General features: G+C 72.1%; 16 protein-coding genes. 8 read left to right on the forward strand and 8 right to left on the reverse strand.

Features of this window, described 5'->3' with window-relative positions; all coding sequences use genetic code 11:
* Nucleotides 1–120 precede the first annotated feature (120 nt).
* Nucleotides 121–1,158, forward strand: a complete 1,038-nt coding sequence (locus AC07FK_RS01460; RefSeq protein WP_479101521.1) for a glycoside hydrolase family 6 protein — start codon at nt 121–123, stop codon at nt 1,156–1,158.
* A gap of 30 nt (nt 1,159–1,188) precedes the next feature.
* Here AC07FK_RS01460 and glxA read toward each other — a convergent pair whose 3' ends face one another.
* The 4 genes from glxA to AC07FK_RS01480 form a co-directional block, all read right to left on the reverse strand.
* The gene (gene glxA / locus AC07FK_RS01465; protein WP_479101523.1) at nt 1,189–3,144 is read right to left on the reverse strand and encodes a radical copper oxidase GlxA; all 1,956 of its coding nucleotides are present in this window, start codon (nt 3,142–3,144) and stop codon (nt 1,189–1,191) included.
* Between the two features lie 3 nt (nt 3,145–3,147).
* On the reverse strand, nt 3,148–4,920 hold the full coding sequence (locus tag AC07FK_RS01470) for a glycosyltransferase family 2 protein (RefSeq protein ID WP_479101525.1): 1,773 nt from the start codon (nt 4,918–4,920) through the stop codon (nt 3,148–3,150).
* A 183-nt stretch (nt 4,921–5,103) separates the two neighbouring features.
* A complete protein-coding gene (locus tag AC07FK_RS01475; protein ID WP_093798987.1) occupies nt 5,104–5,397 on the reverse strand; it encodes an MTH1187 family thiamine-binding protein in 294 nt (97 codons plus the stop codon).
* Nucleotides 5,394–5,738: a DUF3817 domain-containing protein gene (locus AC07FK_RS01480; protein ID WP_479101527.1), complete on the reverse strand. Its 345-nt coding sequence runs from the start codon at nt 5,736–5,738 to the stop codon at nt 5,394–5,396. The genes AC07FK_RS01475 and AC07FK_RS01480 overlap by 4 nt, the downstream gene beginning before the upstream one ends.
* Nucleotides 5,739–5,868: 130 nt before the next feature.
* On the opposite strand from AC07FK_RS01480, the gene AC07FK_RS01485 reads away from it, so the two are divergent.
* The 4 genes from AC07FK_RS01485 to AC07FK_RS01500 all read left to right on the forward strand — a co-directional run bounded on the left by AC07FK_RS01485 (nt 5,869) and on the right by AC07FK_RS01500 (nt 8,529).
* A complete protein-coding gene (locus tag AC07FK_RS01485; protein ID WP_479101529.1) occupies nt 5,869–6,507 on the forward strand; it encodes an AIM24 family protein in 639 nt (212 codons plus the stop codon).
* Nucleotides 6,507–7,157 (forward strand): AIM24 family protein, encoded by a 651-nt coding sequence (locus AC07FK_RS01490; RefSeq protein ID WP_479101530.1) that lies wholly within the window; start codon nt 6,507–6,509, stop codon nt 7,155–7,157. The genes AC07FK_RS01485 and AC07FK_RS01490 overlap by 1 nt, the downstream gene beginning before the upstream one ends.
* An 8-nt stretch (nt 7,158–7,165) precedes the next feature.
* Nucleotides 7,166–7,945 carry an AIM24 family protein gene (locus AC07FK_RS01495; protein WP_479102529.1) on the forward strand — a complete coding sequence of 260 codons (780 nt, stop codon included), beginning with the start codon at nt 7,166–7,168 and terminating at the stop codon, nt 7,943–7,945.
* Between the two features lie 107 nt (nt 7,946–8,052).
* Nucleotides 8,053–8,529 carry a MarR family winged helix-turn-helix transcriptional regulator gene (locus tag AC07FK_RS01500; protein WP_453403662.1) on the forward strand — a complete coding sequence of 159 codons (477 nt, stop codon included), beginning with the start codon at nt 8,053–8,055 and terminating at the stop codon, nt 8,527–8,529.
* Nucleotides 8,530–8,599: 70 nt separating this feature from the next.
* On the opposite strand, the gene AC07FK_RS01505 is transcribed toward AC07FK_RS01500, so the two are convergent.
* Together AC07FK_RS01505 and AC07FK_RS01510 are read right to left on the reverse strand one after the other, a co-directional pair.
* Nucleotides 8,600–10,009, reverse strand: a complete 1,410-nt coding sequence (locus tag AC07FK_RS01505; RefSeq protein WP_479101532.1) for a sensor histidine kinase — start codon at nt 10,007–10,009, stop codon at nt 8,600–8,602.
* Complete coding sequence (locus AC07FK_RS01510) at nt 10,006–10,668, reverse strand: response regulator transcription factor (RefSeq protein WP_479101533.1); 663 nt, start codon at nt 10,666–10,668, stop codon at nt 10,006–10,008. Before AC07FK_RS01510 ends, AC07FK_RS01505 begins: the two co-directional genes overlap by 4 nt.
* A gap of 113 nt (nt 10,669–10,781) precedes the next feature.
* On the opposite strand from AC07FK_RS01510, the gene AC07FK_RS01515 reads away from it, so the two are divergent.
* On the forward strand, nt 10,782–11,381 hold the full coding sequence (locus AC07FK_RS01515; RefSeq protein WP_479101535.1) for a PepSY domain-containing protein: 600 nt from the start codon (nt 10,782–10,784) through the stop codon (nt 11,379–11,381).
* Between the two features lie 197 nt (nt 11,382–11,578).
* Here the strand turns inward: AC07FK_RS01515 and meaB are convergent, their stop codons facing one another.
* Both meaB and AC07FK_RS01525 read right to left on the reverse strand, forming a co-directional pair.
* A complete protein-coding gene (gene meaB / locus AC07FK_RS01520) occupies nt 11,579–12,535 on the reverse strand; it encodes a methylmalonyl Co-A mutase-associated GTPase MeaB (protein WP_453403666.1) in 957 nt (318 codons plus the stop codon).
* Between the two features lie 78 nt (nt 12,536–12,613).
* Nucleotides 12,614–13,816, reverse strand: coding sequence for an acetyl-CoA C-acetyltransferase (locus tag AC07FK_RS01525; protein WP_479101537.1), 1,203 nt, complete (start codon nt 13,814–13,816; stop codon nt 12,614–12,616).
* Nucleotides 13,817–13,952: 136 nt separating this feature from the next.
* Here AC07FK_RS01525 and mce point away from each other — a divergent pair, with 136 nt between their 5' ends.
* Complete coding sequence (mce, locus tag AC07FK_RS01530) at nt 13,953–14,393, forward strand: methylmalonyl-CoA epimerase (protein WP_479101539.1); 441 nt, start codon at nt 13,953–13,955, stop codon at nt 14,391–14,393.
* Between the two features lie 190 nt (nt 14,394–14,583).
* Nucleotides 14,584–18,705: a polarized growth protein Scy gene (gene scy / locus AC07FK_RS01535; protein ID WP_479101541.1), complete on the forward strand. Its 4,122-nt coding sequence runs from the start codon at nt 14,584–14,586 to the stop codon at nt 18,703–18,705.
* Nucleotides 18,706–18,817: the final 112 nt, after the last annotated feature.

Consider the following 18,817-nt stretch of genomic DNA (forward strand, 5'->3'; position numbering starts at 1 on the left):
CGCCCGCGCGGTATGGACCTTCACCGGCGGCGTCGGTGTCGCAACCAGGGGCGATACGGGTGTCATGTAACTATTGCCCGGTCCCTGTCCTCGCCCAGTCGATCCGTTCAAGGGGGCTGGATGTCCGGCCGCAGACCGACCCGTGCGCTCACCGCCGCGGCACTCGCCCTCCTCGCGCTCGGCCTCGCCGGGTGCTCCGACGCCGGCGGTTCCGGGCCCGGGCAGGCCGGCGAGTCCGCCGCCGCGTCCGGCCGGCAGGTCCGGGAGGGGGGCCGGGACGCGTCGCCGTACTGGGTGGACCCGGAGAGCGACGCCGCCCGCCAGGTCAGGGCGTGGGACGCGCAGGGCCGCCGCGCCGACGCGGACGTCCTGCGCCGGATCTCGGAGCGGCCGGTCGCGGACTGGCCCGCCGGCGACGATCCGGCGCCCGACATCGCCAACGCCGTGCGCGGCGCGGCCAAGGGCTCCCGGACCGTCGTACTCGTGGCGTACAACATCCCGCACCGCGACTGCGGGCAGCACTCCGCCGGCGGCGCCGCCGACGCCGACGCCTACCGGCGCTGGATCGGCACGTTCGCCGACAGCATCGGGTCCGCCCCGGCCATCGTGATCCTGGAGCCGGACGCCGTGGCGCACATCGTGGACGGCTGTACGCCGCCCGCGGAGCACGACGAGCGCACCGCCCTGCTCGCCGAGGCCGTCGACCGGCTGAAGCGGCAGCCGAAGACCAAGGTGTATCTGGACGCCGGCAATCCGGCCTGGATCGACGACCCCGGCAAACTCGTGGAGCCGCTCCGGCGCTCCGGCGTCGACCAGGCCGACGGCGTCTCGCTCAACGTCTCGAACTTCCAGACCGACGACGCCGTCAAGTCCTTCGGCTCCCGGCTCTCCGCCCTGCTCGGCGGCGCCCACTACGTCGTCGACAGCAGCCGCAACGGCAACGGCCCCCTGTCCGGCGGCCGCAGCGACGCCTGGTGCAACCCGACCGGACGCGCCCTCGGCACGCCGCCCAGCGACCGCACCGGCGATCCGCTGCTCGACGCGTACCTGTGGATCAAGCGGCCGGGCGACTCGGACGGCCAGTGCCGCGGCGGCCCGGCGGCGGGCACCTGGTGGCCGGACTACGCCCTGGGGCTGGCCCGCCGCGCCAAGGCGTGAGCCCTCACCGGGACATGGCGGCACCGCGCCTCACGGCACGTGGATCCACTTGGCCCGGGACGGCGTCCCCTCGCCGTCCGTGACGAAGAGCATGTACCAGCCGGGCGGCACCAGCGACTTGTCGTCCGGCACCTCCACGGTCACCGCGCCCCGCCCCTTGCGCAGGGGCAGTTCGATCGAGCGCTGCTCGACGTCCGTCGTGTGCGTGACCGCGCTCGGCCGCATCAGCCGGGCCCGCGCGATCCGCTCCGGGTGCGCGGTCTTGTACGTCGCCTCCCCCGACGCGGGCAGCTCGCGCGGCCCGGCGCCGAGCACCGGGCGCCGCGCCTTGTCCCGGAAGAGGTACGGGGGCGTGTAGACCTCCATGCGCTGCTCGAACTTGCCCAGCTTCGTGTTGGCCTTGTCGCCGAAGAGCGAGTCCGAGCCGAAGGTGACCACCCGGCCGTCGGGCAGCAGGAGCGCCTCGGAGTGGTAGTTGCGGCCCACCGTCGGCTCGGCCGCCTCCTTGAAGGCGTTCGCCTTCGGGTCGTAGAACTGCGCCTTGAGGATGTTGCTCGCGCCGCGTCCCCGGTAGTCCGAGGAGCCCCCGCTGGTGAAGACGGTGTCGTCCGGCATGATCACGCTGTTCAGGTACCGCGTGCCCTGCGGCAGCTGGGGGCCGGTCTTGAAGACCGGGCTCTCCTCGTCCAGGTCGATGATCGCCGTGCGGCCGGTCGCCTTCTCGGACTCCCCGACCCCGCCGCCGCCGAGGATCATCACCCGCTGGTCCTGCGCGGGCGGCAGCACCAGGGAGGCGGCCGTCTCGGTCTGGTCGAGGTCGGTCAGCCCGCCGACCTTCTTGAAGGTGTTGCTCTCCAGGTCCCAGATGCCCGGCTCGCGGCCCTTGTCGGCCGGCCCGTAGCCGGCGTTCGCCCCCGAGTAGAAGACCTTGCCGCCCTTGGTGAGGAAGAGCGCCGGGTACGTCGGGAAGTACCGGAAGGGCGCCTTCGACCACTTCTTCTTCTTCGGGTCGTAGTACTCGTTGTCCCCGGAGAGGATCGCCCCGACGTCGTCGAGCCCCGAGACGGCGAGCACCCTGCCGTCCTGCAGGGTGACCAGCGTCGGGTACCAGCGGGCCTCCTTCATGGGGTCGACGGGTATGTACCGTTCCGCCTTCGGGTCGAACTCGTAGGCCGCCCTGATCCCCTGGAAGTCCTGCTTGTCCATGGTGATCGCCTCGGCCAGGCCGTAGGCGTTGTCGGCGTCCTCGCCCTGGAGCCCGACGATCTCGTACTGCGCCGCCTCCTTCGTGACGGCCCGCGGCCCCTCCTCGGCGGCCTCCACGAAGACCCGGGCCTCGGCCGCCTTGACCGTCGTCTTCCAGGGCAGCATGCGCCCGCTCTTGGCGTACGAGATCTTGAACTCGCGCTTCGCCTTCGGCACGGTCACGTCGAACTTCGACACGTACGTGACGCCGGAGGGCGAGCGGAAGCGGGTGCCCTTCTTGAAGGTGACGGGCTTGTCCGGGTTCTCGTTCTTGACCCGCATGCCGCCGCCCGCGCGCATGACCTCGTCGCCCAGCACCTCGTAGCGCGCGGTGCCGCCCGCCACCAGCAGCCGCCCGTCGGGCAGTTGCGCGTGGCCGGCGCAGAAGAAGTCCTCGGGCGTCGGGACGAGCTTGAAGGAGTTGTCCTCCGGGTCCCACAGCACGGTCTCGAAGGTGCCCTCGTCGAACTTCTTCTGCTCGTTGCCGGAGCCCGCGATGATCAGCACCTTGCCGGTGTGGAGCAGGGCCGCGTGGATCGCGTTGGTGCGGTACTTCTCGGGGATGTCGACGGTCGACCAGGAGCCGTACTGCGCCTTGTAGCCCGGCTGGGCGATCTTGTACGCGTGGTACTTCTCCTCCACGAAGGTCAGCGCCGCCGGGGCGTTGAGTCCCGCGAGCACCACGACCGCTCCGCCGCCCAGCAGGGTCTTCTTGAACTTCTGCGTCGGCCGGTAGGCCATGGGTCAGTTCCCTCCGGTCGTCGTGGCGAGCGCGGGCTCCGGCTCCTCGCCCGGTACCGCGCCGCTCGCGTGGCCCTTGGCCGGCCTGAGCGCCTTGACGGCGGCGCGCTCGCGTGCGGAGGTCCAGCACCACACCGCGACGGGCGAGAGGGCGATGGCGAGCGCCAGGACGGCCCAGGTGCGCATCGCCGCGTGGGTGTGGCCGAAGTGGACGGACGCGACGAGCGAGGCGACGAGCACGGCCGCCCAGAACAGGTGGATGCGGAAGGTCGCCAGCCGGTCGGGGCTGGCCTCGCCGCCCTTGGGGGTGACGACGAACCTGCCCCGGGTGCGCAGCACCGCCGAGCCGAGGGACTTGGCGTAGATCGGCGCGCACAGCGCGGACATCGCCATGCCGGCCAGGCCGCCGGAGCCCTCGGGCTCGTGCGGCGAGACGTTGTGCCGCCGGTTCCACAGGTACAGCCCGATCTGGAGGGCCGCCGCGTCGCTGTAGAGCATCAGCCAGACCGACGAGGAGACCTGGGTGCCGGACGCCCCGAACCACAGGAACAGGACGCAACTGAGGATGCCGAGCAGCCAGTTGACGGCGGTCATCGGGTAGTAGACGAGCATCAGCGTGTACGTGAGCAGCCGCCCCGGCGGCACCCGGAAGGGCGCCTTCCAGAACTGCTTGAACAGCGTCTCGTACGTGCCGCGCGACCATCGCAGCTGCTGGGTGAAGAAGTCGGTCCAGGAGGCCGGACCCTCGCCGACGGCCAGCACGTCCGGGGTGTAGACGGACCGCCAGAAGCGCCCGGTCTCCGGGTTCCTCCTGCGGTGCAGCTCGAAGCCGGTGGCCATGTCCTCGGTGATCGAGTCGTACAGGCCGCCGACCTGCTTGAGGGCCCGCACGCGTACGACGTTGTTGGTGCCGACGAACATCGGAGCGCCGTAGCGGTTGCCCGCCCGCTGGATCAGCGCGTGGAACAGGAACTGCTGGGACTCGGCGGCCTTGGTGACGCACGTGTCGTAGTTGCCGTACACCTGCGGTCCGACGACGAAGGCGACGTCGGGGTCGCGGAAGTAACCGAGCATCCGCTCGAGGAAGTCGGCCAGCGGCACGTGGTCGGTGTCGACGGAGGCGAAGAAGTCGTACGCGTCGCCGTGCATGGCGAGCCAGGCGTTGTAGTTGCCGTGCTTGGTCTTCGCCCGGTGCGGGCCCTTGCGGGTGTTCCACTCCGGTACGCCGCTGCGGCTGAAGTGCCGTACGCCCAGCTCCGCGCAGAGCGCCCGGGCCAGCGCGTCGTCGCCCTCGTCCAGGAGCCAGACGTCCAGCGGCCCGTCGTGCCGTACCCGGACCGCGCCTTCGAGGGTGGCGCGCACCATGGACAGGGCTTCCTTGCCCGGTACGTACGTCGTGAGGAACGCGACCCGGGTTCCGGGTTCGGGCGTCACGGGTATCGGGTCCCTGGCGACCATCGTGGCGTGTGCGATCGACACCACGTTGACGAGCATGAAGAACATGATCAGACCGATCGAGGCCAGCATCACCGCGTCGAGGCGGACCAGCCAGCGGTCACCGCCCTCGCGTTGGGTCCAGTGCGTCGGCCAGACCAGGTAGACCAGCAGGAGCGCCGAGAGCAGCGGAGCGAGCGTCATCAGCAGTACAGCGCGTATTCGGTGCGGCTCCCCCGCCATCAGACTTCGGTACTGCACCCGGTAACGGGTGGCGCCGGGCTCCGTCAACGGCCCGGCGAGCCGGCTGTGCGTGTCGTAGTCGTAGCCGTCCGGCCGCACTGTGCCTCCCGCAGTCGAGGGCGTTCGATACCCCCACATAAGTGGACATCTGCGGGCGTGTCGAACTGGGTCGTCCGAGCGGGCGGTTTTCGGTGTCCGGCCGTTTGAACGGTGCGGACGGCCGCCGGACGCACCGAGCCCCCGACCGCTTCGGCGGCCGGGGGCTCGGTTCCTTCGGCGGGCTCAGGCGCCCAGATGGCGCTCCACCGTCTCGACCTTGGAGGTCAGGCCGTCGGTGACGCCGGGCCGGATGTCCGCCTTCAGCACCAGCGACACCCGCGGGGCGCGGGCCTCGACGGCGGCGACGGCGCGCTTCACGACGTCCATCACCTCGTCCCACTCGCCTTCCACGGAGGTGAACATCGCGTCGGTGCGGTTGGGCAGTCCCGACTCGCGGACCACGCGGACCGCGTCGGCGACGTACTCCCCCACGTCCTCGCCCACGCCCAGCGGAGTGACGGAGAAGGCGACGATCACGCTCCGACCACGCCTTCCTTGCGGGCGCGGGTGGCGATGACCGCGTTCTCTGCCTCGCGCTTGAGGCGCTTGTCGGCGAAGAAACCGCCGGCCGGCAGGACCGACATGGCGAGGTAGAAGGCGGCGGTCCCCAGCGACCACTTGGCCCGGTTCCAGGCGTCGGCCCAGAAGAGGACGTACAGGACGAAGAGCAGACCGTGGACCGCGCCCATGACCGGGACGGCGTTGAACTCCGTGGTGCGCTTGAGCACCGAGCACACGAGCAGCAGCAGGAAGGAGACCGCCTCGGGTACGGACACCAGGCGGAGGCGGCGGAGTGCGGAAGCGGTCTTGATGTCCACGGAGGGGCAACCTTCGTCGTCGCAGGGAACGGTCGATCTTGTGAACGGACGCACAAGCTCGCCCACCATTGTGGCAGCCGCTCCCCGCCGCCCTTTATCAGGGTCGGGGTCACGGGATACCGTCACCCACGTGGCTCAGTTCCGACTGCAAGGCAGCAAGGTGCTCGCCGTCGACATGACCGGCGACGCCGTCAAAGCGAAGAACGGCTCGATGGTCGCGTACGACGGCCAGATGGCCTTCAAGAAGATGTCCGGCGGCGGTGAGGGCGTGCGCGGCATGGTGACCCGCCGCCTGACCGGCGAACAGATGACGATGATGGAGGTGAAGGGGCACGGCACCTGCTGGTTCGCCGACCGCGCGAGCGAGATCAACCTCGTCTCGCTGCACGGCGACAAGCTGTACGTCGAGTCCAGCAACCTCCTGTGCACGGACGCGGGGCTGCGCACCGGCACCTCCTTCACGGGGCTGCGCGGCGGGGCGACGGGCAACGGCCTGTTCACCACGACCGTGGAGGGCACCGGCCAGGCGGCGATCATGTCGGACGGCCCGGCGGTCGTGCTGCGCGTGTCGGCGCAGTACCCGCTCCAGGTCGACCCCGGCGCGTACATCGCCCACCAGGGCAACCTCCAGCAGCACTTCCAGTCGGGCGTCAACTTCCGCACGCTCATCGGCGAGGGCTCGGGCGAGGCGTTCCAGATCCGCTTCGAGGGCGAGGGGCTGGTCTACGTGCAGCCGAGCGAGCGCAACACCGTCGGGGGCGACGTCTGATGCCGTTCCGCGAGATCAACTCGAAGATGGTCGAGGCCCGGATCGCGCCCGGCCAGAAGATGTTCAGCCAGCGCGGCGCGATGCTCGCGTACCAGGGTGACGTGTCGTTCACGCCGAACATCCAGGGCGGCCAGGGCGGCGTGATGTCGATGATCGGCCGCAGGGTCGCCAACGAGGCCACGCCCCTCATGACGGTCGAGGGCTCCGGCACCGTCCTGTTCGGTCACGGCGGTCACCACATCCAGGTCGTCCAGCTCACCGGCGAGACGCTGTACGTCGAGGCCGACCGCCTCCTCGCCTTCGACGGCACGCTCGCCCAGGGCACGATGTTCATGGGCTCGCAGGGCGGCGTCATGGGCATGGTGCGCGGCCAGGTGACCGGCCAGGGCCTGTTCACCACCACGCTCAAGGGTCACGGCGCGGTCGCCGTGATGGCGCACGGCGGCGTGATCGAGGTGCCGATCACCCCGCAGCGCCCGGTGCACGTGGACCCGCAGGCGTACGTCGCGCACCACGGCGACGTGCGCAACAAGCTCTCCACCGCACTCGGCTGGCGCGACATGGTGGGCCGCGGATCGGGCGAGGCGTTCCAGCTGGAGCTGTCCGGCAGCGGCACGGTGTACGTACAGGCCTCGGAGGAAAAGCTGTGACCACCCCCATGTCCGCGGGCCCCGTCGTCTTCGACCCGCACACGCTCCCCTCCGACGACAACGTCACTCCGTACACCTTCTGCGTGGAGCTCAAGGGGAGCCAGTGGTTCCTGCAGAAGGGGAAGATGATCGCCTACTACGGGCGCATCGACTTCAACGGCATCGGCCACGGCCGCTTCGAGCGGCTCCTGCGCACCAGCTTCCACTCGCCGCTGCACGCGAGCGACTGGGTGGTCGCGGAGGGCCAGGGCAAGATGCTGCTCGCGGACCGCGCGTTCGACGTCAACTCCTTCGACCTCGACAACGGCAACCTCACCATCCGCTCCGGCAACCTCCTCGCGTACGAGCCGAGCCTCGCGCTCAAGCAGTCGATCGTGCCGGGCTTCCTGACCCTCATCGGCACGGGCAAGTTCGTGGCGGCCTCCAACGGCCCCGTGGTCTTCATGGAGCCGCCGATCCGCGTGGACCCGCAGGCGCTGGTCGGCTGGGCGGACTGCCCGTCGCCGTGCCACCACTACGACCACGGATACATGACAGGCGTCATGGGCGGGATCAGGTCACTCACCGGCATCGGCGGCGCCTCGGGCGAGGAGCACCAGTTCGAGTTCGTCGGGGCCGGCACGGTGCTGCTCCAGTCCACCGAACTCCTCATGGCGGAGCAGGCCACGGGCGCCGTCCCGACGCAGGCGGGAGTGCCCGGCGGCCACGGCGCGGGCCCCGGTCAGCACGGCGGCGCACCGCGCCTTCCCGGTCAGCTGGGGGACCTCCAGCGTCGCTTCGGGCTGTGAGCGGTAGTCTGCGGAGTGTGACGTCGAACGTCTGCGCCCTTGTCGCGTGCCGGGCGTCACACTCCTCAACTTCGTCCAGTTTTCAACTTCTTAGGTAGAATCCATATATGGAGACCGAGACGGCCACCCCCTGGCTGACCGATGCCGAACAGTGCGCCTGGCGGACCTACCTGGACGCCAACAGGCTGCTGACCTATCAGCTCGAGAAGGATCTTCAGCCGTACGGGCTGACCATCAACGACTACGAGATCCTGGTCAACCTCTCCGAGTCGCAGGAGCGCCGACTGCGGATGAGCGACCTCGCCGCGGCGACCCTGCAGTCCAAGAGCCGCCTCTCCCACCAGATCACCCGCATGGAGAACGCGGGACTGGTCCGCAGGGAGAACTGCGAGTCCGACCGCCGCGGCCTGTACGCCGTACTCACCGACCAGGGCAGCGAAACCATGAAGCAGGTCGCTCCCCACCACGTGGAGTCGGTACGCCGGCACTTCATCGGCATGCTCTCCCCCGAGGCGCTCGCCGACATGCAGGCCGCCCTCACCCCGGTGGTGGAGCAGCTGCGCGGCCGACGGGGAAGGATCTAGCCGGCCGCCCGAGGCGAGGAGAGCACCGCCGCCCTCTCCTGCCCGGGTTCCGCTCCCGGCCCCCAGCCGTTCAGGCGTCCGCCGGGCCTGCCGCCACCGGCAGACGCAGCTCGAACAGCGCTCCCCCCAGCGGCCCGCGCGTCACCGACAGCGTGCCGCCGTGCTGACGGGCCACGTCGCGGGCGATGGCCAGGCCGAGGCCCGCGCCGCCGTCGTCACGACTGCGCGCCTCGTCGAGCCGTACGAACCGCTCGAAGATCCGCTCCCGCTCCCCGTCCGGGACCCCCGCACCGTCGTCGGACACGCCGAGGACCACCGTGCCGCGCTCCCGCCGCATGGACACCTCGACGCGGCCGTGCGCGTGCCGCTGGGCGTTGTCGAGGAGGTTTCCGAGCACCCGCGCCAACTGGCCGCGCGACCCGGCCACTTCGCACGTGCCGACGTCGCCCGCGACCGTCACCGGGAGCCGGTCCGCCCGCTGCGAGACCTCTTCCCGTACCAGCGCGCCCAGACCGACCCGCCCCCGGCCGGGCCGCTCCCCGGCGTCCAGCCGGGCGAGCAGCAGCAGATCGGCGGCCAGACCCTGCAGCCGTACGGTGTCCCGCACGGCGTCCCGCACGTCGAGCAGCTCCGGGTGCGCCGCGCCCACCTCCAGCTGCGTCCGCAGCGAGGCGATCGGGCTCCTCAGCTCGTGCGAGGCGTCGGCGACGAACCGCCGCTGGCGCTCCACCGACGCCTCCAGCGCCGCGAGCGTCTCGTTGGTGGTGACGGCCAGCCGCGCCACCTCGTCGTGCGCGTCCGGCTCGGGAACCCGCCGCGACAGGTCCTCGGACGCGGTGATCGCGGCCATCTCGCGCCGGATCCCCTCGACGGGCCGCAGCGCCCGCCGCGTCACGAGCCACGTCACCCCGGCCACCACGGCGAGCAGCGCGGGCAGCCCGATCAGCATCGCCTCGCGCACCGTGCCGACGGCGTCCTGCTCGGCGGCCAGCGGCGCACCGGCGTGGACCGTGACGTCCTGCCCGCGAGCCGTCCGCACCTCGACGGCGGCGAACCGGTAGTCGGCCCGCTCGCCGTCCACCGTCGCGGTCCCCGACGACATCCGGGGCTCGTCGTCGGACACCTCCCCGGGCCCGGGGTCGTCGTCCTCGCCCGGACCCCCGCCCCGCACCCGGACCTCGGGGCTCCCCGCCCCCTCGATCGCCTCCAGGTCGTCGCTCACGGCCACCACGTGCCGGTCCTCGTCCACCACCTGCACCGGACGGTCGTCGGGCCACTCCACGTCCGCGTACGGACGTCCCAGGGCCACCTGCGAGGCGACGTTGCGGGCGTCGACCTCGGCCTGGAGGTCGGCCTGGTCGATCAAATTCGCCCGCAGCACCAGCAGCACGGCGAGACCTGCGGCCACCAGCGCCACCGCCACGACGGCGGTGGCCCCGAGCGCCGCCCTGGCCCGTACGGACCCGAAGAGGCGCCTCATGCCGCCACCAGCCGGTACCCGGCACCGCGCACCGTCTGGATCCTCGCCGCACCGAGCTTGCGCCGCAGGGAGCTCACGTACACCTCGACGATGTTGGGATCACCGTCGTACGCGAAGTCCCACACGTGCTCCAGGATCTGCGCCTTGCTGACCACCTCGCCGGCCCGCACGGCGAACTGCTCCAGTACGGCGAACTCCTTGGCGGTGAGCACCACTTCGTCCTCACCGGCGAACACCCTCCGCCCGGCCGTGTCCACCCGCAGATCCCCCACCGCGACGACCGGCGAGGCCCCGGCGCCGGCCCGGCGCCGCAGCAGGGCCTTGACCCGGGCGACCAGCACGACGTACGAGAACGGCTTGGTCAGGTAGTCGTCAGCGCCCGTGTCGAGCCCCTCCGCCTCGTCGTACTCGCCGTCCTTCGCGGTCAGCATCAGGATCGGCACGTCGTTGCCCGCCGCCCGCAGCGCCGCGCACACCCGGTAGCCGTTCATGCCGGGCAGCATGATGTCGAGCAGGACGAGGTCGTACGAGCCCTCACCGGCACGGTGCAGCCCTTCGAGCCCGTCGTGCACCACGTCCACGGCGAAGCCCTCGGCGGTGAGCCCCTTGGCCAGGGCCGTCGCGAGCCGCCTCTCGTCCTCCACGATCAACAAGCGCATGCGCCAAGGTTCGCAAACGGAAGCTGAAGAAGCCTTCAGCAGGCTTCAGGTCCCGTTCAGCATCGCTCGGCCAGATTGTTTCCCGTAGCAACCAACCGCTCGGGAGGAACCTCATGAAGCGCAAGCTCGTCATCGCCACCGCCGTCACTGCTCTGCTCGTCGGCGGCGGCACCGCGACCGCGTTCGCCACGTCGGACGACGACCCGAAGCGGGTCGCGAGCACCGTCACGCTCGACGACGCGGCGGCGGCGGCCGTCAAGGCCCACCCGGGCACGGTCACCGGAGCGGAGCTCGACGACGACGCCCCCACGTGGGAGATCGACGTGTTCGGCAAGGACGCCAAGTGGCACGACGTGGACGTGGACGCCAGGACCGCGAAGGTGCAGAGCGACCGCACGGAGGACGACGAGGACGACCGCGCCCCCCGGACCGCCGAGGTCACCGTGAAGGAGGCGGCGGCAGCGGCGCTGAAGGCGCAGCCGGGCACGCTGACGTCCATCGAGCTGGACGACGAGGAGGGCGCGCAGGTCTGGGAGGCCGAAGTCCGCTCGAAGGACGGCAAGCACCACGAGCTGGCCGTGGACGCCAGGACCGCTGAGGTGACGGCGGACCGGGACGACCGGGACGACGCCGACGACAAGAACGACAAGAACGACGACCTGGACGACCTGGACGACCGGGACGACCGGGACGACCACAACGACGCCGGCTGACGGCCCGTCCCGCCCGCACCCGCTCCCCCCGCGTGAGGCGGGGGCGGGTGCGCGGGCGTGCTGTTCGGCGGCGTGACGGCGTGACGTACGGGCCGGAGCGTGACGTACAGGCGGGCCGCCGTCGCGCGTCCACGGGGGACTGTGCCTCCCCGCCCGCGTCACGCGCCCGGACCCGCACCGCCCGCCCGCGGACGGCGCTAGGCCGAGGTGAGCCCGGCCACCAGCTCGTCCGCCGCCGCGTAGGGGTCGAGCTGCCCCGCGACGATGCGCTCCGCCAGCGCGCCGAGGCGCCGGTCGCCCCGCAGGTCCCCGATCCGCTCCCGCAGCGCGGTGACCGCGATCGTCTCCACCTCGTGCGCCGCCCGCTTCGCCCGCCGCTCGCCCAGCACCCCGCGCTCCTCCATCCACGCCCGGTGCTTCTCCAGCGCCTCGACGACCTCGTCGACGCCCTCGCCCCGCGCCGCCACGGTCTTGACGATCGGCGGCCGCCAGTCACCCGGCCCCCGGGACTCCCCGAGGCCCAGCATGTGGTTGAGCTCGCGCGCGGTGGCGTCGGCGCCGTCCCGGTCGGCCTTGTTGACGACGTACACGTCACCGATCTCCAGGATCCCCGCCTTGGCGGCCTGGATGCCGTCCCCCATGCCGGGCGCCAGCAGCACGACCGACGTGTCGGCCTGGGAGGCGATCTCGACCTCGGACTGACCCACGCCCACCGTCTCGACGAGCACCACGTCGCAGCCCGCCGCGTCGAGCACCCGGATGGCCTGCGGCGCCGCCCAGGCGAGACCGCCCAGGTGGCCGCGCGTCGCCATGGACCGGATGTAGACGCCGGGGTCCGAGGCGTGCTCCGACATCCGCACCCGGTCGCCGAGCAGCGCGCCGCCGCTGAACGGCGAGGACGGGTCCACCGCCAGTACGCCGACCCGCTTCCCGGCCCGGCGGTAGGCCGACACCAGCGCCGAGGTGGAGGTGGACTTGCCCACGCCGGGCGAACCGGTGAGGCCGACCACGTACGCATTCCCCGCCAGCGGAGCCAGCGCCGCCATCACCTCGCGGAGCTGCGGGGACGCCCCTTCGACCAGCGAGATCAGCCGTGCGACGGCGCGCGGCCGGCCCTCTCGTGCCTGAGCCACCAGCCCGGGGACGTCCTGCATCACAACTCCGCTCCTCGATCAAGCACTACGGAAGGGTCGCGTGCCCGCGTTCGTTTGCCCGCGGGCACGCGCCCGTGATTACTTGCCCGCGACCTTGATGATCAGCGCATCGCCCTGACCGCCGCCGCCGCACAGCGCGGCGGCGCCGACGCCGCCGCCCCGCCGCTTCAGCTCCAGCGCCAGGTGGAGCACCACCCGCGCGCCGGACATCCCGATGGGGTGCCCCAGGGCGATCGCGCCACCGTTGACGTTCACCTTTTCCGGGGAAACGCCGAGGTCCTTCATTGACTGCACGGCGACGGCCGCGAAGGCTTCGTTGATCTCGATGAGGTCGAGGTCCTCGACGCCGATGCCCTCCTTGCCCAGCGCGTGCGTGATCGCGTTGGACGGCTGCGACTGGAGCGAGTTGTCCGGACCGGCCACGTTCCCGTGGGCCCCGATCTCGGCGATCCACTCCAGTCCGAGGGCCTCGGCCTTCGCCTTGCTCATGACCACCACGGCCGCCGCGCCGTCGGAGATCTGCGAGGCGGTGCCGGCCGTGATCGTGCCGTCCTTGGCGAACGCCGGACGGAGCTTGCCCAGGGACTCGGCGGTCGTCTCGGGCCGGATGCCCTCGTCCTTGGCGAAGAGCACCGGGTCGCCCTTGCGCTGCGGGATCTCGACGGGCGTGATCTCCGCCTCGAAGAGGCCGTTCTTCTGCGCGGCGGCGGCCCGCTGGTGCGACTGGGCGGCGAACTCGTCCTGCGGTCCGCGGGCGATCCCGAGCCGGGTGTTGTGCTTCTCGGTCGACTCGCCCATCGCGATGCCCTCGAAGGAGTCCGTCAGACCGTCGTGGGCCATCGAGTCGAGCATCTCGATCGCGCCGTACTTGAAGCCCTCACGGGACTTCGGCAGCACGTGCGGCGCGTTGGTCATGGACTCCTGGCCGCCGGCCACCACGATGTCGAACTCGCCGGCGCGGATCAGCTGGTCCGCGAGCGCGATCGCGTCGAGCCCGGAGAGACAGACCTTGTTGATGGTCAGGGCGGGCACGTTCATGGGGATGCCGGCCTTCACGGCCGCCTGGCGGGCGGGAATCTGCCCCGCACCGGCCTGGAGAACCTGGCCCATGATCACGTACTGGACCTGGTCGCCGCCGATGCCGGCCCGCTCCAGGGCGGCCTTGATGGCGAATCCGCCCAGGTCCGCGCCCGAGAAGGACTTCAGGGAGCCGAGGAGCCGGCCCATGGGCGTGCGGGCGCCAGCGACGATGACGGACGTGGTGCTGTTCGTTCCAGACATGAGGCACGGCCCCTAGGGATGAGGAGTGAACGAGGGTTTACCTCAATGTACTGAGCGGTACCTGTGCGGTCACCGGGCAGCAAGTGTGATCGCGCGCACGTTGCGTAACCACCCCCAACCGCGCTGCACTGTCCCCATGCTGACGCGAATCGACCACATCGGAATCGCCTGTTTCGACCTCGACAAGACCATCGAGTTCTACCGCTCGACCTATGGCTTCCAGGTGTACCACTCGGAGGTCAACGAGGAGCAGGGCGTCCGTGAAGCCATGCTCAAGATCAACGAGACGTCGGACGGCGGCGCCTCCTATCTCCAGCTCCTGGAGCCCACCCGCGAGGACTCCGCGGTGGGAAAGTGGCTGGCCAAGAACGGTGAGGGGGTCCACCACATCGCGTTCGGCACCGCCGACGTGGACGACGACGCATCGGACATCCGCGACAAGGGCGTACGCGTCCTGTACGACGAGCCGCGCATCGGTTCCATGGGGTCGCGCATCACCTTCCTGCACCCCAAGGACTGCCACGGAGTGCTGACGGAACTGGTCACTTCGGCCCCCGCCTCCGCCACGGAGCACTGACCGGAGCACTGTCCCCCTGATCCCACGCCGGTAGAGTGGGCGGTTCCGGTCCGGGGCCGGACCGGGGCCTGTGACTCATGCCTCACTGTTGATCTGAGACCATTCCCCCCGGGGGCCGCCCGAAGTCGGGGCGGTGCTTGTTTCGGAGAGTTCGGAAGAGTTGCGACCAGGGGACGGATGGGACCGCGCAGTGCGGGGCTACGAACGGCACGAGCCTGACGACCATCTCTCGCGGTTCGAAGCCGAGATGGAGCGGCTGAAGACCGAGCGGGAGAAGGCGGTTCAGCACGCCGAGGACCTCGGCTACCAGGTCGAGGTGTTGCGCGCCAAGCTCCATGAGGCGCGCCGCAACCTGGCGTCCCGTCCCGCCTACGACGCGGCGGACATCGGTTACCAGGCCGAGCAGTTGCTCCGTAACGCCCAGATCCAGGCGGACCAGCTGCGCACCGACGCCGAGCGCGAACTGCGCGACGCCCGGGCGCAGACGCAGCGGATCCTCCAGGAGCACGCCGAGCACCAGGCAAGGCTCCAAGCCGAGTTGCACACGGAGGCGGTCACCCGCCGCCAGCGGCTCGACCAGGAGCTCGCCGAACGCCGGCAGACCGTCGAGGCCCACGTCAACGAGAACGTGGCCTGGGCCGAGCAGCTGCGCGCCCGCACCGAGGCGCAGGCCCGCCGTCTCCTGGAGGAGTCCCGCGCCGAGGCCGAGCAGTCCCTGGCCGCCGCCCGCGCCGAGGCCGAGCGCGTCGCCCAGGAGGCCCGCCAGCGCCTCGGCTCCGAGGCCGAGAACGCCCGCGCCGAGGCCGAGGCGATCCTGCTGCGCGCCCGCAAGGACGCCGAGCGCCTGCTGAACGCCGCCTCCAACCAGGCGCAGGAGGCGACCACCCACGCCGAGCAGCTGCGGACGACGACGACCGCCGAGTCCGACCAGGCCCGCCGGCAGGCCGCCGAGCTGAGCCGCACCGCCGAGCAGCGGATGCAGGAGGCGGAGACGGCGCTGCGCGAGGCGCGCGCCGAGGCCGAGAAGGTCCTGACCGAGGCGAAGGACGCGGCGGCCAAGCAGCTGACCACGGCCGAGTCCGTCAACGAACAGCGCACCCGTACGGCCAAGTCCGAGATCGCCCGGCTCGTGGCCGAGGCGACGAAGGACGCCGAGGCGCTCAAGGCGGAGGCCGAGCAGGCCCGCGCCGACGCCCGCGCGGAGGCCGAGCGGCTGGTGGCCGAGGCCGCCGAGAAGGCCCGTACGGCCGCTGCGGAGGACTCGGCGGCCCAGCTCGCCAAGGCGGCCCGTACCGCCGAGGAGGTCCTCACCAAGGCGTCCGACGACGCCAAGGAGACCACCCGCAAGGCGTCCGAGGAGGCCGAGCGGATCCGCCGCGAGGCCGAGGCGGAGATCGAGCGGCTGCGCAGCGAGGCGGCGGCCCAGGCCGACCAGCTCAAGGGCGCGGCGAAGGACGACACCAAGGAGTACCGGGCCAAGACGGTCGAGCTGCAGGAAGAGGCACGCAGGCTGCGCGGCGAGGCCGAGCAGCTGCGGGCCGAGGCGGTCGCCGAGGGCGAGCGGATCCGTGGCGAGGCCCGCCGCGAGGCCGTCCAGCAGATCGAGGAGGCGGCCAGGACCGCCGAGGAGCTGCTGACCAAGGCACGGGGCGACGCCGACGAGCTGCGTACGTCCGCCTCCGCCGAGAGCGAGCGGGTGCGCGGCGAGGCCATCGAGCGCGCCACGACGCTGCGCAAGCAGGCCGAGGAGGCGCTGGAGCGCGCCCGCGGCGAGGCCGAGCAGCTGCGCACCGAGGCCGAGGAGCAGGCGGCGGGCACCACCGCCGGCGCCGAGGAGGCCGCCCGCGCCCTGCGCGAGGAGGCCGAGCGCTCCATCGCCGCCCGCCAGGCCGAGGCCGCCGCGGAACTGGCCCGGCTGCAGACCGAGGCCGAGCAGCGCGTCACCGCCGCCGAGCAGGCGCTGGGCGAGGCGCGGGCCGAGGCCGAGCGGCTGCGCCGGGAGGCCGGCGAGGAGATCGAGCGGCTGCGCGCCGACGCGGCCGAGCGGGTACGGACCCTCCAGGCGCAGGCCGAGACCGAGGCGGAGCGGCTGCGGACCGAGGCGGCCGCCGACGCCGCCCAGTCGCGCGCCGAGGGCGAGGCCGTCGCCGTACGGCTGCGCAGTGAGGCGTCGAACGAGGCCGAGCGGCTCAAGACGGAGGCGCAGGAGAGCGCGGACCGGATCCGCACGGAGGCCGCCGCCGCGGCCGAGCGCGTCGGGGCCGAGGCCGCCGAGGCGCTGTCCGCCGCCCAGGAGGAGGCCGCACGGCGCCGCCGGGAGGCCGAGGAGACGCTGGCGACCGCCCGCGAGGAGGCAGAGCGGGAGCGTACGCAGGCGCGCGAGCAGAGCGAGGAGCTGCTGGCGTCCGCCCGCAAGCGGGTCGAGGAGGCGCAGACCGAGGCGCAGCGCCTGGTGCAGGAGGCGGACTACCGGGCCACGGAGCTGGTCGCCGCGGCCGAGCAGACGGCGCAGCAGGTGCGGGACGCGGTCGCCGGGCTGCACGAGCAGGCCGAGGAGGAGATCGCCGGGCTGCGTTCGGCCGCCGAGCACGTGGCGGACCGTACGAAGACGGAGGCACAGGAGGAGGCGGACCGGCTCCGCGCCGACGCCTACGAGGAGCGGGAGCGGGCCACCGAGGACGCGAACCGGCTGCGCCGGCAGGCGCAGGAGGAGACGGACGCGGCCAAGTCGCTCGCGGAGCGCACGGTCGGGGACGCGATCGCGGAGGCGGAGCGGCTGCGCACCGACTCCTCCGAGTACGCGCAGCGGCTGCGTACGGAGGCGTCGGACGCCCTCGCGTCGGCCGAGCAGGACGCGGCCCGCTCGCGCGCCGAGGCCCGGGAGGACGCCAACCGCATCCGCAACGAGGCGGCGGCCCAGGCCGACCGGCTGATCGGCGAGGCGACGGGTGAGGCCGAGCGCATGGCGGCCGAGGCGGTGCAGTCGCTGACGGCGGCCGGCCAGGACGCGGCCCGGATGCGGGCCGAGGCCGAGCAGATCAAGGCGGACGGCGAGGCCGGCGCCGAGCGGCTGCGTGCCGAGGCGCGCGAGGAGGGCGAGCGGGTCCTCGACGAGGCGCGCAAGGCCGCCGACAAGCGCCGCGCCGACGCGGCGGCCCAGGCCGACAAGCTCGTCTCGGAGGCGAGCGGCGAGGCGGACAAGCTCCTCGCCGACGCGAACGGCGAGGCCGAGCGGCTGCGCGCCGAGGGCGAGCGGGTCGTCGACGAGGCGCGCAAGGCCGCCGACAAGCGGCGCGCCGACGCGGCGGCGCAGGCCGACCGGCTCGTCGCCGAGGCGAGCGGCGAGGCCGAGCGGCTGCGCGCGGAGGCCGCCGAGATGGTCGCCTCCGCCCAGCAGGCGGCGGAGCGCATCAGGTCCGAGGCGCGGAAGGTCAGGGCGGACGCCGAGGAGGCCGCCGAGCGGATGCGCGGCGACGCCCGCGCCGAGGCGGACCGGCTGCTCGACGAGGCGCGTCAGGCGGCGTCCAAGCGCCGTTCGGACGCGGCCGAGCAGGCCGACCAGCTGATGGCGAAGGCCCAGGAGGAGGCGCTGCTCGCCGCGACCAAGGCGGAGGAGCAGGCCGACACGATGGTCGGCGCGGCCCGCAAGGAGGCCGAGCGTCTGGTCGCGGAGTCGACGGTCGAGGGCAACTCCCTGGTGGAGAAGGCCCGTACGGACGCCGACGAGCTGCTGGTCGGGGCCCGCAGGGACGCGACCGCCATAAGGGAGCGGGCGGAGGAGCTGCGCGCCCGTACCGAGGCCGAGATCGAGGAGCTGCACGAGCGGGCCCGCCGGGAGACGTCCGAGCAGATGCGGACGGCCGGCGAGCGCGTCGACAAGCTGGTGAAGGCCGCGACGGAGCAGCAGGCCGAGGCCGAGGCCAAGGCGAAGGCGATGATCTCCGAGGCGAGTTCGGAGGCGGGCAAGGTCCGTATCGCCGCGGTGAAGAAGGCCGAGGCGCTCCTCAAGGAGGCCGAGCAGAAGAAGGCCGAGCTGGTGCGCGAGGCCGAGAAGCTGCGTACCCAGGCCCAGGCCGAGGCGGAGCGCATGGTCGAGGAGGGCCGGCGCGAGCTCGACGTGCTGGTACGGCGCAGGGAGGACATCCAGGCGGAAATCTCCCGTGTCCAAGACGTACTCGAGGCGTTGGAGTCCTTTGAGGCGCCTTCCGGGGGCGGCAAGACGGCATCGAACAGCGGCTCCGGGGCGGGGGGCGTGAAAGCCGGCGCGGCGGCGGGCGCCACTCGTTCGAGTGGCAAGTCATCCGACGGTTAGCCACTCAAAAGGGGTGTCATTCTCCAGATCAAACGGGCATTGACTCGATGACACGCCGCTTCGGCCCCTAGGATTCCCCCTAACACCTCACCGGTCACATTCGACAGGAACC

Source organism: Streptomyces sp. NPDC046122 (assembly GCF_056429965.1).